Here is an 18,016-nt window from a genome sequence, read left to right on the forward strand (position 1 = left end):
TTAATCAAGGCATCGTACCTGAGAAACTAAGTACGGGCGCTATTCACTTCCACGAAACGACAAAGAGCGACATTGCTCAAGTCTGTTGTGACTTGTATCAGCAATCACCTGAAAACAGTCGTGTTATGGCACCGACCAAAGCGCTCGTTGCTGACATTAATAAACTAACACAAGAAGCCGTCAACCATAATGGAAATAGACTTGAGTTCGAAATGCACGGTGAGAGATTCATTCAAAACCTCAGATTGAATGATGCGATTCTATTTACGCAAAACCATTACGACAAAGGCATTCAAAACGGCTCTCTTGGTACACTAACCAGTGTTGAGTCTTCGGGTGAAAGCTATGGTGAAGTAACGCTGGATACGGGGGATAAAGTTGAGGTCACACAATCAGTACTCGATTGCATGGAATTGGGTTATGCAATAACCCTCCATAAAGCACAAGGTTCTCAGTTCCCACGCATTATCATTGCTTTGCAGAAAGGTAGAATCGTTGACAGAGCATGGCTTTATACCGCTATCACTAGAGCTGAGCATGAAATTCACATTGTTGGGGCAGAAGATGATTTTAAAGCCATTACTGAGGCACCAAGTCATTCACATCGGCGTAATAGCTATCTTGTTGAGCTTTTAAAAAGATAAAAATAAAATTTGTTACTTTGGGGAGTGACTACGGGTACAAGCGGAGATAAGCTGTGTGTTAACGCGAAGCGTTATCCACATCTTATTCTGCGTTCTTGCGTAGCAAGATGTGCCTGTAGTTGAGCGACCATCAAAAAGCCCGTTGGTGTTCACAATAATTGCGTACTCATTTGCAACACACTTCTGGACAAAAGTTTGTCAGTGATTTTACTAAATTAGGAAAACAAGGATTAGCTAAGGTATGGTAAATTTCTTATTAACAAGTCTAAATCATCATGCTTGTACAATTTTATAGAACATGAAAAATGATGTGGCAGCGTTTATGCGTGATCACAACTTAGAAAGGCCCAGAATGCTAACGGTGATCTATCACCAATTTAATATGTACAAAATCCTTAAGAAAAATGTTCTGATTTAATTCTGCAGAACAGTTAATGCCAAGCGTTTTTTGTGAACATAAAAGCTCGATGTCGATAATTTTTGTTTACGGCAATAGGTGCTGATATTTAACCCGCTTTGTAGCAGTGCAAGAATGAGACTTGCCACTGCTGCGGATTATAAAGGTTTTCATTATATTGTTCCCAATAAAAATATGGAAACAACATAAATCAACGGCATACAAAGATATGTGTCTTTGCCTAGACAATTACATTCGTCATCACTAACACCTCATTAGCAACCTTGGCACCAAACCAAAGGGCATTAACAGCAGAACATTTTTATGGATGAATTTGAGGCAAAAGAAAAGCCTGCATTGCTGGTTTGAACAATTTCTTGCAGATTCGAATACAAGCCCCGACTAGCGGGACTTCGGATTCAATGAAACCCTTTACTTTTTTGGATCTCGGTTTGGTTTCTTTTGATAGTCACTTTTACTGAAGGCTTTGATAAACTTGTCGTAAAATACACTTATAATTAAAACATAAGCCACCATAAAAGCATAATATAGCCATTCTGGAAGTTGTTTATTCTGCTCTTCAAAATAGTTTACTATCCAACCACTTAAGTAAACAAAAAATAAAGTAATAGCGATCAAAGCTATCGATGACGTAACTTTATTTACTGCACGTTTCGTCACAGTCTTGTGCCTCCATTAAACCTTCATAAACAGCATCTTGAACAAGCCCGCCAACCATACCAGCCCATCCCCCTTTTACCATATTTCCAGCAACATTACCGGATTGAATAAAGAGCCCCCCAGCAAGGCCACCGAAGAACCCCCCCATAGCATTACTACCTGATGATGAAGCACCTATACCAGTCAATCCACCAGTAATGGCTCCATACTTTCCTCCACTAATTCCCCCAGCAATGAGTCCAATCCCTGCTCCAGCGTTAACACTATTAAAGTTTGCACCTATCGCCGCGGCTCCTGCGCCAACTACAGCACCTCCTGCGATTGACACAGGATTAGCACCTAATAGTGCCCCTGTTGCAGCACCACCTAGACCACCTGCGATTGCAGCGGTGGCTGTCGAGCCTATACACCATAATCCATAAGGATCGAAATTACTTACAGGATTCCCCCCAACATAAGCATAGGTATTAATCCCTCCGGCTAGCCCAATCGGGTCACTCTGAATATATCTGCCAAGTTGTGCATCATAGTAACGATTCCAGTTGTACCACAGGCCCGATTCACTGTCATAATATTGACCAGGGAAGCCGATGTTGAATGCGCCAATGCTAGTGCTATTGACTGTCCTATCAAATGCTTTGAGGTTTGCTTTCCAAACAACAGAACCACTACTGTTTGTTACAAGCTCCGGGCGAGACAAATGGTCTGTATGCACATAATAAAGCACATTATTCAACACATAAGCCACTGGCGTGCCATTAACGTAGATGTATTCTTTATTAGCATTAGGCTCAGCTAATAGCAAACCTGAAGCATCATATATATAGCGTGAAGTGCCTGCTGTAGATTGTTTATAGGCTCTTAGATTCGAGTAGTTATAACCGTAAACTGTTTTGAGCCCGTTGTTAAGACTCGACGTTAACTGATTCGAACTGTTGTAGGAGTATAGATTTCCACGCCCAGTATCTTGAGTAATGTTACCATTATCATCCGTTGTGAAGGCACGTGTGCTACCCGATTTCGTCACTTTATTAAGCTGATTAGAGCCTAAATTGAGGGCATAGGTATAATTTACTCCATTATCCGTATTCGTCTCACGGTTACCCACACCATCATATGACCAAGATTGATTATCTGCACTGCTCGATACTGATGTTAATCGATAAGTATCATCATAACCAAAGGTCTGCGAATAAGCACTGTTGTATGTATTGATGATACTTTCAATATTATTAGTGTTTGATTCAAAGGTATAATCTAACTTTTGTTTACCTGAGATATATCTTAAATCTAAGCGATAATCAGTATCATAGGTGTCAACTTGCGCTAAGCCATTGCCGTATGTCCAGTTTGAAGCGGGACCGAAAGGTTTGTAAGTAATGCTTGTTAACACATTCTTAGTTTGGCCACCAATAGTCGCTGTTACCTTATTAATTTTGCCTATGTTGTTATAGGCATAAGTCACCTTGTTGCCACTAGGGTAAGTAATATCTTTTATACGACCAAAGCTATCAGGCGTGTAACTGACGATATAGGTTTGATTTAAAATATCGCTGGTTTTGGAAGATAACTCTCCATAGGCATTGTAATTGAAGTTGGTGCATTCACCATTGGTAGCGACTTGGGTTAAGGCGTTGGCATTGTAATTTTTATTACTATCAGCATCTTTGTCCTCATCATAACTGAACCCTTGCATCTGGTAGCCCGACACCATCATGGTGATGCGGTTCATGTCATCATAACGATAGCGGGAGACGTTGCCATTAGCATCGGTCTTTTTAATCAAATTACTCGCTTCATCATATTCAAAGTCAGTAATCCCCGTATCAGGACTGTTGAGCTTAGTTAGGTCACCAAATCCGTTGTAAGTATAAATGGTTTTATTACCGTTATCGTCTGTGACAGTCGCAATTTTACCTTGGCTATTATAGGTATAGGATGTTACGGCTAACTCCGCATCGGTACTGGTTTTAAGGCGCCCTAACGCATCATAAGTGAAAGAACGTTCATTACCCAATGCATCTGTAATGGTTTTGATATTACCGTCTTTATAATAAGTAATGGTATCTTGTTGGCCATTCTGGCCTTGTTTGAGTCGAACTCGACCGAGTTCATCATAATAGACATTTGATTGAAAATGCATGGTTGAGCCAACTTTGAACGCCATTGACTCCACTTGGCTCATGTTATTGTAAGTAAAGTGCGTTTTATTCCCTGTATTGTCCTCTAAATAATCAATGCGATAACCATCATCGAATTCATTATCTGTATATGAACCATCAGGCAGAGTCGTTTTATCTACTTGACCCAATGCATTGTAAGTATAAGTCGCTGTAGGGCGAGAGCCATTTTTAACAGTCTCTAATTGATTGTTAGCATTATAGGTATAGGTAACATCCAGGCCATTGGGTAAGGTTTCATTGAGCAAGTTGGCATTACCATCATAGATATTAAACTTATGCTCACTTCCATTGGCATATTCAACACTAGTCAACAAACCATTCGTACTATAGTGAGAAATAGTGATATCACTTACATCAAGTCTAGGCCCATCGACGGTCATTGTTTGCACTTTACCATCAGCGTAATAGGTGTAGTCTGTATTCGTAATTCGCTGCTTACCTGTAGCTAAATCAGTCTGGGTGACTTTGGTAATATTTTGTTTGTCATCATATTCATATTCAATCGAATACTGTGGGTAGGTGATTTTCTCTACTAAATGTTGATAGGTTGGATGCCAAATGTAGGTAACAGTCCTTGCATCGGAACTACCGTACCCCTGGGTTTCTGACGCTAAACGCCCTGACGTATCGTAATCATAATCGGTAACATTGCCTTCCCAATCTGTCACCTTATCTTTGAGCCCTAAAGTATCATAGATATAATCTGAATTGGCCGCTTCACAAAAATCGCCTGCTTCACTACTAACCGTTTTAACACGCTTTTTATTGTTAACAGTCTCATACGTGTATGTGGTGTCTAAACCCAATGGATTGGTTACCACTGTCTGATTAGTTTGATAAGCAAATGTATATTTTTCTAGATTGGCCGAGGTGCCATGCGCACTTGAAGTCGCTTTACCTGTTGTCGGGTCATAAGTAAATGTTGCATATACCTGACCGTTAACTTTGATTTGTGTCAGTGCATCAGTCCAAGTCGTATCCGTATAAAAGAACTCCTTGTAACTATTATCAGGCATGGTTTGCTTAGAGAGTTTGCCGTTAGTGTATTCGTAACGATAAATATTTCCTTCGCCATCAGTAATGGATTGAACGCGCCCACTAGTATATGTCAGGGTTAAGCTTTCGCCTGTAGAAGCAGTAACAGAGTTAAGGTTACCATTAGAGTATGAATAAGTGTGTTTATCGCCTCGCGAATTGGTGCGACTAAGGATTTTACCATTAGCATCATAAACCTCAACAACACCATTTACTTCATAAAATGTGAATTTGTTATTGCTGTACACGATTTTTGCGGCATCACCGAAATCATTATCATACCAAACGTTATTAGTGCCGCTTGGCTCAAATACCCGTTTACCGCCATCTGGCTTTAACACTGTTATAATATCATTAGAGTTAGGTTCAGCGGGGAACCATTCATTACAACCTAGGGTCGGCACACCTTCCCTGTCTAACTCACAGGTTTTTAAGTCAGTGTATAACAATTGATAATCAAAGCTACTTAACCACATTTTGCCAAACACACCTGTACGTCGCGCAAAGTGGTTATAGTTTTTTTCAATAGCAAGTGGAAATGTCGTTGTAGATAGGTAATCTAGCTCAGGTTGAATTTTGTTCCCTGTTGCTATAATGATTGGGTTGCCCTCAGAATCGCCACATTCACCTTTACCATCACCTTCACCCTCGTCATCATCAGATGAATCATTTGAGCGACCACCTCCGCCACCTTCTCCACCGCCAGAGGGACTGTAACCAGTTCCTCCAGAAAATGCCAATCCAATACCACCACTAAAATCAGCCATTTTGCGACCTACAATTTCAATTCGCTCAATATCAGCATTTGCGTATTCAATAAACTTTAACTGCATGTCATCATTAATATTGATTGCCATCAATGGCGCTGCAATGATTAAATTTTTAAATAATGTATTAAATTTCATAAGATTCCCTTACTCCTTGGGTATTAAATCGAACACTGCTGAGTCGCTGAGCTAACTGTTACTGATTTTGTAGCGCTCCAGTTTGAGCACCCTTTGGTATTACATGCTCTCACCCGATAGGAATATACGCCTGGAAATTGAGACAACACTTCCAAGCTAGTATCGCCATACACGCGCTCAATAGCACCCCATCCCGCGCCATCATCAAGCTGCACTTCAAAATACGACGCCATTCCCGTGCCGGGTTGAGGGGTATAAGCGGTTTGTGAAAATGAAATGTTGTATCCCGCATTACCAGCTTGATAGCTGATAAATGTTACTGGTTGTGGTGGTGCGGTAGTGTCAGAGTTAACCCAAATAAGGGGCCGACCATTTGCACTTGAAGCATTACTCAAAAACTCATTACGAGTTAACCCAATTGATAAATAACCAGCTAAGGCTCCTGCCGCATAAGCGGCCGCTTGCGAGGTGCCTGACATGGTTTTTGTACTGTTATCATCTGGAAGATATGTTGAAGTGATCCCTTCACCAGGAGCATAAATATTCACTGATGCCCCCCAGTTATTAAAAGCAGATGGACTATCATTAGAACCTATTGAGGCTACGGTTATCGCACTTGATGCCCTAGCTGGTGAATAATTGCTGGCATTAGCATTGCTGTTTCCCGCAGGCACCACAACAGAATAGCCTGACGCACTCAAATTATTTACAGCCGAGTCCAGAGAAGTATTAGCGCCAGTGACACCACCGATATAAACCACTGATGGCGCGTTACCTGTACTACCAATAATATTCAGTGCATTAATAATATTGCTAACAGATGCGCTGCCATGACAGTCGAATACCCTCAGGGCTTTTAATTGAGCAAATGGCACTGTTCTACGAATAATATCTGCGGTATGAGTGCCATGCCCATAACAATCTTGGGCTTGATTACCAGATGTTATGTCCCATAAATAACTCGTCACTTTATTTAGCTCGTAGTTATTAAAGTTAACTCCTGAGTCTACCATAAAGACTGTTTGACCTGACCCCGGCCAAGCATGGCTACTCGAGCCATCCAATGGTAAGGTTCTTTGGTTTATTCGATCACCTCCCCAATAACTCGATGATTCAACGATAAAGTTTCCTTCAATATATTCAATTCGATCATCTTCTGCTAGTTTAGGAAGCTTGTCTTCTGATACGGTAAGCACGACCGCATTAATAATCGGTAAACTATGTTTAAACTTCCCTTTAACTAACTTCGCCAACTTTTTGCCAACATTGTCTAATTCCCCCTTGGTCATAGAACTGTTTTTCAAAACAACAATAAATTCTTCATTAATCCGTTTCTCATTCAGCTTCTTGATTTTATTATTATCAGCAAAGGCAACATTTGAATGTGTTAGTGCGGCTAGAGGTATGAGTAATAATTGAGCATAAAACAAAAGAGAGGTCGTGCGAGTTAATTTAGTACGAGGTTTAAACATGTTACATTTTCCTTGTTAACATAAAAAAGCTTAAACAACATACTGAACTGTTAACTTTCCAGCAACAATTGGGCAACTTTATTTTTTTGGTTGATGATAAAATAAGCAAGATAGATTGCTTGTGAGGATGTGTTTGTTTACATTAGTCAAAAAAACAACGATTGATATAATATTGACGGCGCAAGATATGTTTGTGTAATTAAATCTTAAAGAGTGAGCAGCTATAAATTAAGGGGGCAGTAAATGCTTTGTTGGAACAATGAACAACTAATAAAATTAGTAAAAGTAAGTCAAAGATCGACCTGAATTATATACAGAAAAATTAACGTAAAACAGAATGGGGCAAAAGTTAGCTAGAGGTTTTGCTTTATCAGGTAGTGTAAACTCCTACCAAGATGGAGCGCACGACAACCGACATTGCGTTGCAAAAAAAACGTACACACCATTATACATAGTGTGTACGTCATTGTTACTTTAGCTAGCCCTTGTCGTATATAGCTATTCACTCACTCACACGAGAATAAACATACTTTCTACTATATACTCCAAATAGCTCACCCTTTTATTATATTGTTGAGTTTACGCCTTGAGATTCAACTGCTGCAATAATAGCGCGGTAATTTCAGCGGCCAGCTCGTTTTCTCCAATCTCATTGAGTATTTCAATCGCGCACTCTGCAGTGCATAACCCCCCTTCTACTTGATTGCGCCTTAATTGATATAAAGATGCATGTTTCGGCGTTAAGCTGACTTTTTCAAGCGCCTGTAAATAAGGGCTGCGGTTATACATTTTGCGCGCTTCTTGCCAGGTGGCATCGATGATCACTAGCGCATCAAACTGAGCTAAAGCTGACGGTTTAGAAGTAGTAGATGAAGGGATAACTGCAGCCTTAGACGACTTTTCTGAAAAAGCCTCATCATCAACCTTTAACGGGTTTGTCTCCTCTTCAGATGGGAACACTAAAGCCACTTTTCCTGAGGCGATCATTTGCAATAACTCATCACTTGGGGATTTACGTTGCCAAGTGATCACCGGCGCAGCATCAGCCAAGACTTGCGTAACCCACTGGCCAGTATTGGTTGCTCTGGTTAGCTCTCGCTCATGGGTTAATAACACTATTTTCATATATAAGGTTTCACAGTTTTCAAAATATCGAATATCTGCCAAACAGTTCTGGCAGCTTAATTTTACTAGCTTACAGGATTGCATATTGCAGGCCTACTGCTCTGCAGCCATTCGCTGCTTGCGCTAATCATTGACTAATTATCAATTAATACAAAAAATTAATCCTCAGGCTGCATCAATAATTTTTGTAACTAACTGGCTACCTTTGTGCCGCGAGGCTTGAGTGTTTTGTAACATTCAGTAAAAATTGCTTTTCTCAATACGTTAATTACACAATTGGCTGTTATCATAGCGCTAACAACTAATTTTTATCATTTGGTGAGTCATTTCACCCCAAAGAGCATTCAATGAAGTTAAAAATACTAGCAGGGATAGCACTATTTACTAGCTTTTCTACCCAAGCCGCTTGGTGGGTGGAACCTACAGACTTGCCGCTTAGAGCAGATATACAATTACTTTCTGATACTGGCGTTATTATTCAGCCTGTGACTACCTTTCCTTTGATGTGGTCTGGGATAAAAAAAGATTTAGATAATGCTGCTGACAGCCCAATGTCGGTGCATCAAAAAGATGCTTATCATCGTGTGATGCGCGCTTACAATAAAGATCATCAAGCTGTGACTTTAGGTGCCAGCTTAAGTGGCGCCAATGAAAAAGCTCGCTTTATTGGTTACGGTAATGACTATCGCGACAAAGCTGAAGTTGAATTTACAGCAGAAGTCACCCAAGACTGGTTTAGTGGCCGCTTAGCAGCGAGTTACCATTACGACTCAGCAGATGGCAATGAAACTCGCCTAGATAATAGCTTTGCAGCAGTCAAACTGGGTAACTGGATTGTCACTGGCGGCGCAGTGCAAAAATATTGGGGCCCAAGTTGGGACTCAGGTTTAATCCAAACCACCAATGCCAGACCTATGCCAGGCATTACCTTTTCTCGTAATGACAGTAATGCCTTTGAAACCCCTTGGTTAAACTGGGTTGGTCCGTGGACCTTTACCACCAGCTTTAGCCAAATGGAAAGTGATCGCTATGTGCCTGACACCCAGCATTGGGGCGCTCGTGGTACCCTAAGACCCATTTCAAAATTAGAAATTGGCTTTTCTTGGACCATGCAATGGGGCGGTGAAGGCTACGGCAACAGCTTGTCTGATTGGTGGGATGGCTTATTTAATGGCGGGATGTCTGAAGGTGAGCTTGAAAACGGTCAAGAAAACATGCTCGCAGGTTACGATTTTAGATGGTCTGATACCGCTTGGGGCGTACCTTATGGTATTTACTACGAGCGCATCCACGAAGACTATCACAATGAGAAACATAAGCTGATTAACGCCTCAAACATGGGTGGGGTAGATGTTTTTATTGCCTCACTTAACACCCGTTTTTTTGCTGAATACTCAGATACTGCAGCTGCCTGTGGCGAAGACTCTAACGTCTACAACTGCATGTATGAACACGGCTTTTATAAAAGTGGTTATCGTTACTATGGCCGCAGCTTAGGCAGCACCTATGATAATGATTCTCGCGTTGTGGTGTTAGGTGGTATTACTCAACTACAACATGGCCAAAGCTTATCGACTAAGTTTCGTTATGCCAAACTTAACTTTGATGGGGTAGACACTGGTAACCCAACTGGTGGAAATCCGGTATCCCCTGGCCGTTATGAGCGTTTGTTGCAGCTTGATGCCAGTTACCACCGACCATTTTATGAAGGTAAGTTAAAACTTGGCGGCACTGTTGGCTACAGTGAGTATCCTGAAGTTGATACCAGCAGCGATTGGGAAACCACCGTTTACGCTGGTTGGGAACGCGATTTTTAATTGCTAATCACAATAGCAAATTAACACACTGAAATATAATAAAGCCCATCATTTGATGGGCTTTTCTGTATTTCCTATGTAACTAAAGCTAAAACAGACTCTTTAAACTACAAACCTTTATCTTCCCATTGCTGCTTTTTACGATAGATAGTCGAAGGGCTTACATCTAATAAACCCGCGGCTTTTGGAATATTACCGTCACATTGCTCAATAGCGGTTTCAATGGTCATTTTTTCGATTAACCACAATGGCTGTATATCATCATCAACGACCTGAGTTTGTTGATTAGGAGCTGTTTCTGTTGTTTTTTGTAGGGCCTGTTGAGCCGCATTTTCAAAGCCTGACTCGCTTGCATAATGCGCCTTTGCCTCTACTGGTGCGGCTGAGGTGTTTAAATCTGTCATCGACAATGACACTGCGGTGCTCATTTGCGCAGTCATTTGCGCAGTCATTTGCGCAGGTAACATGGCCAAAGACACTTCTTCGGCTGTGTTAAGCACTACAATTTGCCTGATCACATTCTGCAGTTGACGCACGTTACCTGGCCATGGGTAATTGACAAAGCAACGTTCAACTTCGGTAGAGAAACGTTTAAAAGATTTGCCCTCTTCTTTGCTGTATTGCTTCAACAGCTTTTTAGCAATAGACATCACGTCTTTGCCCCTTTGTCTTAAAGGCGGCAGTTCTATAGGGATAACATGTAAGCGATAATATAAATCTTCCCGAAAGCGTCCTTCTTGCACTTCTTTCCATGGGTCTCGGTTGGTGGCACTAATAAAACGCACATCAACTTTTTCTTCTTTAGTGCCGCCTACACGCTGAAATACCCCAGTTTGAATAAAGCGTAGCAATTTACTTTGCAACTCTAAATCCATTTCACACAGTTCATCAAGAAACAAAGTGCCACCATCAGCACGAGTTGCTGCGCCATCACGATTACTCACAGCGCCAGTAAACGCACCTTTGGTGTGACCAAAAATTTCGCTTTCAATTAAATCTTTCGGAATTGAGGCGCAGTTTAAAGCAATAAAAGCTTCTTGTGCTCGTGTTCCTGCTTGATGGATCGCTTGGGCGCAAACCTCTTTACCTGTGCCACTTTCGCCCATCACAAACACTGACGCTTTACTGTTGGCCACGCAATCAATGGTGTTATATACGGTTTGCATGGCTAAGGAGTCACCAATAAAGCCATGAAAATTGGTTTTTGGGAGGCTATTTTCATAATTGGTCACAAGTGCCAATAAGTCTTTTTGCTTCAGAGCATTACGCACAGTAATCGCCAACCTTTTACTATCAAAAGGCTTAACTAGAAAATCAAACGCACCGGCGCGCATGGCATCTACGGCTAAATCAATGGTGCCATAAGCAGTGATCATAATGACGGTGATCTGCGGGTAGTCTTGCTGCACTTTGGTCAAAATATCCATTCCCGACATATCCGGCAATTTAATATCTAACACTAATAAGTCTGGTTGTTTACGGGCAAGTTCTTTTAATGCATCTTCACCAAAATTAACCAAGGTGACTTCGGCGCCTTCGGCACAAAGGTATTCGCTGTACAATGCGCCTAATGACATACTATCTTCTACAAGAACGGCACTAAATCCCATGGGTAACTTCCTTATTTAATTATTTATGACCGATATCAAATCGTTGCTCAATTAACGTCAAGCTTTGCTCAGCAACCACAAATATCTGCTCAAATAATGCGGCTAAAGGTTCATCTTCGGTTCTGGCTGCGGCCTCAAGTAAAATGGCTACTTCAGATAACTTTTGCGCCCCAAAACTGCCTGCACTACTTTTAATGGTATGAACTTGATCTTCAATCTCTGCTCGGCTTCCATTGGCAGTGATGGTTTTTAAAATATCGATACGCATCTTAGTTTCATTATGAAATACCTTCATCATTTTAACTAAGCTTGCTTCACCTACCGCTTTTAGTAACTCATCAAACACCTGCTGATCCAACAACACATCATCAGCTATTGTTTCATTTATGGTTTCAGTTATAGTTTCATGTGTGGTTTCAGCTATTAAGCCATTTGAGGTGTCAGCTAATAGGATTTCATTTACCTCAGCTGTTGGCTTAATGTGAGTTTCTTTCTCTGCAGCAATATCACTAACCTCGTCACTAACCTCATGAGTTATTTCCATCGCGTCATTAGCATTGCCCTTCACCTGAGTTAACCAGTAATTTATCCCAGAGATCAAATCCTGCTTTTTAACCGGCTTACCAATAAACCCAAGCATGCCGGCGTCTTTACATGCTGCAACCTCTTCACTGAATACGTTGGCTGACATGGCCAAGATAATTTGATCAGGCTTACTGGCTAAAATTTTACGGCACGCTTCAAGGCCATCCATTTCAGGCATACGAATATCCATCAAAATTAAATCAAACTCTTGCTTTAACCCTATCTCTACCGCTTCTACACCGTTATTAGCATAGGTCATGACTGCGCCGCTATTGGTCAATATCGTACCTGCGACCATTTGGTTTACTGGGCTATCTTCTGCGAGTAATAATTTACAGCCATCAGGCAGGGTTAATTTACTTTCAATGATCTGCTTATCACTCTTTTCTACATTACTGGCATTACTGGCATTACTGATTAAGCTTAGTAATATCTCTCGGCTTAATGGCTTGCTGACAGACTCGACTATGCCTAAGTCAGTACTGCGCGCCTGCACTTGTGTATTCACCCCAGATAACAAAGCCGTGATATAGCCTGTCTTAGTCAAATAGCGATTTGATAAGCCCTCTACGCTTTGATGTTCACAGTCTAAAATACAGCTTTCATCGAGCATGATGACATCAAATTGGCCGTTGTTGCTTGATTGACTATCAAGCTCGCTGAGCTGATGCGCAAAGCATGTCTCGACGCCATATTGGCGGTATTGCTTTTCAATTAACTCACAAAGGGTCATATCGGGGTGAATCACTAACACCCGAGGCGCTGTTGATAAAGCAATATCAACAGTTGTTATTTCAGCAGGTTCATCAAGTACCACAGTTAATGTAAACTCACTTCCTTGGCCTAGTTGGCTTTGAACGCTGAGGTTGCCCCCCATCATTTTAGCCAGTTCAGAACATATGGCTAAGCCTAAGCCTGTACCTGCATAACTGGTGGTATGCGTGTCATGAACCTGAGAAAACTCTCTAAATAACTTCTGTTGTGATATTTCACTGATCCCAATGCCTTGATCTTTTACCTTACAGCTCAGTTGCACCTTGCCGTTATCGCGGTTGATAATCTCAATCTCAACAGCAATACACCCATCGGTTGAAAACTTAATCGCATTATCCACCAGGTTTTGCAGCACTTGCCTAATACGCTGCGCATCTCCGATTAAAATTTGCGGTACATCTCGGTCAATAACACTGCCAAGATGCACTCCTTTATCATGGGCTTTATGGGACAAAATCTGTAACACTTGCGCGACTAACTTATCAGGTTGAAACTCTTTAGCTTCCAGTTGCATTTGCCCAGCTTCAATCTTCGAGAAGTCCAAAATATCATTAATGGTACTTAACAAGACTGAGCCCGCTTCTTTAGCCGCGCGAGCATACATGCGCTGGCCCTTTTCAAGTTGAGAGTCTAAAAGCAAATCAACACTGCCAAGTACGGCATTCAGTGGTGAGCGAATTTCATGGCTCATAGTGGCTAAAAATCGTGACTTAGCTTCACTGCCCGCCTCTGCTTGCTCTTTGGCTAATCTTAATTCTTCTTCTCTGGATTTTTGCTCTGAAATATTGCGTAAAAAAGCGGTGAAGAACATTTCATCACCTAATTGAATGGGGATCACCCGCAATTCAACCGGAAACTCCTCGCCAGCTTTATTATGGGCAGGAACTTCGATGCGATTATTCAGCACAGGCCCTTCACCAGTGCGGCGGTGATGCTCCATGCCATTTTTATGGGCACTATGGAAACCTGCGGGAATAATTAAATCTTCCAGCCTTTCACCTAATGCCTCTTCGCGCTCATAGCCAAACAGTTTGACCGCCGCAGCATTAAACTCAACCACTCTGCCGCTAATATCAATAGAGATTAACGCATCATGGGTGGCTTCAATGGTTGCCACCAAAATAGATTGAGTTCTGGCAGCGGTTTGTTGCTCTTTTTTAAGTTCGGTTAAATCTTTGATAAAGCCTAAAAATAGAATCTCACCATCAATTTGCATTTTTGAAATGGTTAGCTCGATAGGAAATAAGCTGCCATCTTTATGCTGCGCTTTTAACTCACGACTGTTACCAATAATTTTTGCATCACCCGTTGTAAGATAATGCTTGATATAGCCATCATGCATAAAGCGATCTGCCATCGGCATTAAAATAGACACATTTTCATCAATAAGCTGTGCTTTTTCATAGCCAAATAACTTACTGACGGCATTATTCACTTCATTAATCACGCCGTTAACATCAATAATGACAAAGCCATCAGCCGCTGAATCTAATATGGTATTTAAGCGAACATTGGCACCTTGTAAATCACTGCGTTTTTCATCCAAGTTTTTAAGCATGGCATTAAAGGCGTTAGTCGTATCGGTGATATCTTGGGTGCCGGGCTCAACCACTTGCACCCCTGATTCCCCTTCAAGCACCCGCTTTGAGGCATGCTGAATATTAAAAATATGTCTGATGAGCTTAAGGCCCTGATACCAAGATAAAAATGAAATCAAAATGATCACTAAAATCATTAATGCGCTATATTTCAACGCCACTGCTTCAACGCTATTATCAAATTCATCGGTATTAACAAGTACGCTTATTTGAATGCCAGTGCCATTATTAGATACTGCCACCACCTCAACCGTATGCTCTTTTGGGGTCACAGCTTTAATGATCTCAAACATGCCTTGGCCATTACGCTGAGCCGAATACAATAGCTTATCTGCTTTGGATACTTCGATTGAATCAATATGGCTAATGTGGTGGGCTTCTAAAGATTGTTTAAGCAGTAAGATGGACTCGCGGGCCTTATCAGGGTTAATACTATTAGCCACCAGCTGCGCTGCAAGTTGAGCTTGCTGCCTTGCTTCTTGCTGATTGGTCTCTTTGATAACAGCTAAACTATTAACAATTAGCATCAGTAATAGTACGACTTGCATTAATCCAATGGCAATTATCGCTTTTAATCTAAATGACAAATTCCTTCTCCTGATGCATTTTGCAAACAGCGCTGTTTAACCCTGTCAAAAATCTATTCCAAAGCAAATGTTTACTACATTATTACTCACTATGAATTACCTGTTCGCATTTTGCAAAAAATTATTCCCAATCTGAAAATGCAAATAGTAAATCTTACTAGAAAGCTGCTTAACCACCTGATTTTATTATTTAAAAATTATGGAACAGCTTTTGCTTTAATAAGTTATTAAACAAACTTAATAGAGAATCGCCATGCAAAATGCTAATGCGTCAACGTCGACTATCTCCATCCTGTTAGTGGAAGACACATTCAGTGAACGCTATTACATTGCCAGTTTAATTCAAAGTTTTCAGCCGGAAAATGTACAGTTTGAGATGGTGCAATGTGAAGATGGCTTAACGGCACTGGAGAAGTGCCGTACCCAGCAGTTTGACTTAATTGTCAGCGACTGGCGCATGCCTAGGATGAACGGTGTTGAGCTGTGTAAAAGACTAAAGACCAAAACAGATCCCGGTTACTTCTTGCTTTTAACCGGTAACGATCAAACTCAAGACATGATTTATGCTATGGACTCAGGTGCTGATGATTACATTACCAAACCTTTTTTGGCCTCAGTATTAAAAGTCAAAATTCAAGCTGCAGTAAGGCTCATTCAAGCAAAAAAGTCGGTACTTGAAAGTAAGCAACAGCTGCAAAGTTTACTTTCTCAAAAACAGTCTGAACTGACCCAAGCTGCGATTTTGCAGCAATCCTTACTGCCAAAAAATAATTTAGCCTTCAATAATTGGACTATCCGACATTATTTTGAACCCGCAGAGGAACTTGCAGGCGATATTTTGCAATGCTTTGAAATTGATGAACAGTGGATAGGCTTCTATGTTATCGATGTATCGGGTCACGGTGCCAGTGCAGCCATGCTCAGTTTCACCCTAGCCCAAGGCTTATCACCCCAAAGGATGAACTGGCAGCAATCGCCAGAAAAGGTCATGAATGCCTTAAACAATCTCTTTGATGATCCTGGTAATTTGGGCCAGTTTGCCACTGTAATGATAGGTAAAATCAATATAAACACCCATGAATTACAACTGTGTAATGCAGGTCACCCATTACCATTAATCATTTCTAAACTCGATGTGCAAAGCATCGATGTGCCCACAGGTATGCCAATTGGTATTGATAAACACTGCCAATACCAAAGTGGTCAATACCAACTTTACCCGGGTGAGCAACTACTGCTGTTTTCAGATGGCGTGTATGAAGTTAATCATCCAAAGTTTGGCATGTTTGGCTTAGAGCGCTTAAAACAGCGCTGCTTATCAGCTAAAGCCATGCCAGCGGCGAATTTATTGAGTCACTTAAGTTACTTACTCAACCTTTGGCAGCAGTCGCAACCCCAAGATGATATGTCACTGCTACTATTTACCGCACCCGATTAAAAAGTTATAGCAATCATTGTGATGATAACTGTATGCCAATTATTGCTGATTATAGAGTTAGATTTAGAACGAAGATAAGCACTTAAATTAACAGCTTATATTTTTGAATTAACCCACAGTGACCCACAGCTTAAGGAGTTAATATGAATAACACTCAATTGAACATAAGCATCAATTCAATGACAGCAGATCAAGTTTATGACGAACTAGAACAGTTTTTGATCAGCAATAAGGTTGAGCCATTACAACGTTTCAAACTCATCAGTTGTGCACTCGAAGCCACCAATAATGTGCAACAGCACAGCGCTGATGACGCTGAAGATATTAAGCTGTTATTACAGAAAAACGATAACAAGTTGATTATTGATATATTAGATAACTCAAACTTTACCCCACTAGCCCCCCCTAGCACTTGTCCTAACAAACACAAAGCCAACGGCCGCGGCTTATGGATAATGCATCAATGGATGGATCAGGTGCAGCAACAGGCAACGGTATTAGGCACTCACTTGAGATTAAGTATAAACTTGGGCTAATGCTTTGGGCGGAATGTAAACCAATAGCGACACACCTTTGATAAGCATTAGCGATAACAACATAGTTAATCCAGCTTTGCATGGCTAAGGATGCCAATTCGCCGATTTCAACTTACTGAATAATGTTCAGTCCATTCGGGTAATAAAGGTTTGCTCGTCATCCACAAAAGCCACAAAGCCGCCGTGATAGATAAATACCCGACCACGCCCCTCAACTATGCAGGCAAGTTGTGGGTTCAAATCTTCTTCGTTATCCTGACGTTGAAAAGTGCCAGTATCTGTGATTACGCCGCTGAGTGCAGGCAAATATCCATAAGTGCGCTTGGCTTGATCAATCAGGTTCAATTCGCTGGCGGTTGAGAAGCAAAAGGGGATCGCACCAGCTTCTTCAATAAATAAAGTTTTAAGTTCTTCAAAAGCTGTAATCACCAGCCAGTCGATGCCGTTAACATGATGGATAAACATAGATTTTCTCGGTTATTCTAATGCGGATATTTTATCACTACTAGGAAAGAACCTAGTAGATATTTAGTTGCTAAAGTTATGTCCAGACATTCATAAACCAACTTGAAATACGTCTTTGCCCAAATACAAGTTAGCAAACACTCTATATCAAACAATCCATATCA

Annotated in this window: 12 protein-coding genes; 4 read left to right on the forward strand and 8 right to left on the reverse strand. The window is 41.1% G+C overall.

Translation table 11 applies throughout. The annotated features are described in order from the left end of the window. The coding region (locus AB4140_RS15475; protein WP_372001614.1) for an ATP-dependent RecD-like DNA helicase at positions 1-644 on the forward strand (644 nt) is incomplete at its 5' end. Positions 645-1,058: 414 nt separating this feature from the next. Here the strand turns inward: AB4140_RS15475 and tnpA are convergent. From tnpA to AB4140_RS15495, 5 genes are all read right to left on the reverse strand, one after another. Further along, the gene (gene tnpA / locus AB4140_RS19860; RefSeq protein WP_408019742.1) at positions 1,059-1,190 is read right to left on the reverse strand and encodes an IS66 family insertion sequence element accessory protein TnpA; all 132 of its coding nucleotides are present in this window, start codon (positions 1,188-1,190) and stop codon (positions 1,059-1,061) included. A gap of 283 nt (positions 1,191-1,473) precedes the next feature. After that, positions 1,474-1,722: a hypothetical protein gene (locus AB4140_RS15480; RefSeq protein WP_303414877.1), complete on the reverse strand. Its 249-nt coding sequence runs from the start codon at positions 1,720-1,722 to the stop codon at positions 1,474-1,476. Further along, positions 1,700-5,845 carry an RHS repeat-associated core domain-containing protein gene (locus tag AB4140_RS15485; RefSeq protein WP_372001616.1) on the reverse strand — a complete coding sequence of 1,382 codons (4,146 nt, stop codon included), beginning with the start codon at positions 5,843-5,845 and terminating at the stop codon, positions 1,700-1,702. The genes AB4140_RS15480 and AB4140_RS15485 overlap by 23 nt, the downstream gene beginning before the upstream one ends. A gap of 23 nt (positions 5,846-5,868) precedes the next feature. Continuing rightward, complete coding sequence (locus AB4140_RS15490) at positions 5,869-7,317, reverse strand: S8 family serine peptidase (RefSeq protein WP_372001618.1); 1,449 nt, start codon at positions 7,315-7,317, stop codon at positions 5,869-5,871. Between the two features lie 579 nt (positions 7,318-7,896). Continuing rightward, the gene (locus tag AB4140_RS15495) at positions 7,897-8,484 is read right to left on the reverse strand and encodes a tRNA-uridine aminocarboxypropyltransferase (protein ID WP_157936099.1); all 588 of its coding nucleotides are present in this window, start codon (positions 8,482-8,484) and stop codon (positions 7,897-7,899) included. A 305-nt stretch (positions 8,485-8,789) separates the two neighbouring features. On the opposite strand from AB4140_RS15495, the gene AB4140_RS15500 reads away from it, so the two are divergent. Beyond that, positions 8,790-10,259 (forward strand): capsule assembly Wzi family protein, encoded by a 1,470-nt coding sequence (locus tag AB4140_RS15500; RefSeq protein WP_372001620.1) that lies wholly within the window; start codon positions 8,790-8,792, stop codon positions 10,257-10,259. Positions 10,260-10,366: 107 nt separating this feature from the next. Here AB4140_RS15500 and AB4140_RS15505 read toward each other — a convergent pair whose 3' ends face one another. Together AB4140_RS15505 and AB4140_RS15510 are read right to left on the reverse strand one after the other, a co-directional pair. Continuing rightward, complete coding sequence (locus AB4140_RS15505) at positions 10,367-11,869, reverse strand: sigma-54 dependent transcriptional regulator (protein WP_102519053.1); 1,503 nt, start codon at positions 11,867-11,869, stop codon at positions 10,367-10,369. A 19-nt stretch (positions 11,870-11,888) separates the two neighbouring features. After that, positions 11,889-15,413: a PAS domain S-box protein gene (locus tag AB4140_RS15510; RefSeq protein WP_303502739.1), complete on the reverse strand. Its 3,525-nt coding sequence runs from the start codon at positions 15,411-15,413 to the stop codon at positions 11,889-11,891. Positions 15,414-15,666: 253 nt separating this feature from the next. On the opposite strand from AB4140_RS15510, the gene AB4140_RS15515 reads away from it, so the two are divergent. Continuing rightward, positions 15,667-16,851 carry a SpoIIE family protein phosphatase gene (locus AB4140_RS15515; protein ID WP_102439626.1) on the forward strand — a complete coding sequence of 395 codons (1,185 nt, stop codon included), beginning with the start codon at positions 15,667-15,669 and terminating at the stop codon, positions 16,849-16,851. Between the two features lie 143 nt (positions 16,852-16,994). Continuing rightward, a complete protein-coding gene (locus tag AB4140_RS15520) occupies positions 16,995-17,387 on the forward strand; it encodes an ATP-binding protein (protein WP_102439627.1) in 393 nt (130 codons plus the stop codon). A gap of 126 nt (positions 17,388-17,513) precedes the next feature. Here AB4140_RS15520 and AB4140_RS15525 read toward each other — a convergent pair whose 3' ends face one another. After that, positions 17,514-17,852 (reverse strand): cytosolic protein, encoded by a 339-nt coding sequence (locus tag AB4140_RS15525; protein WP_102439628.1) that lies wholly within the window; start codon positions 17,850-17,852, stop codon positions 17,514-17,516. Positions 17,853-18,016: the final 164 nt, after the last annotated feature.

The sequence above is a fragment of the Shewanella sp. 10N.286.51.B2 genome, from assembly GCF_041469265.1.
In the GTDB taxonomy this organism is placed as follows: domain Bacteria; phylum Pseudomonadota; class Gammaproteobacteria; order Enterobacterales; family Shewanellaceae; genus Shewanella.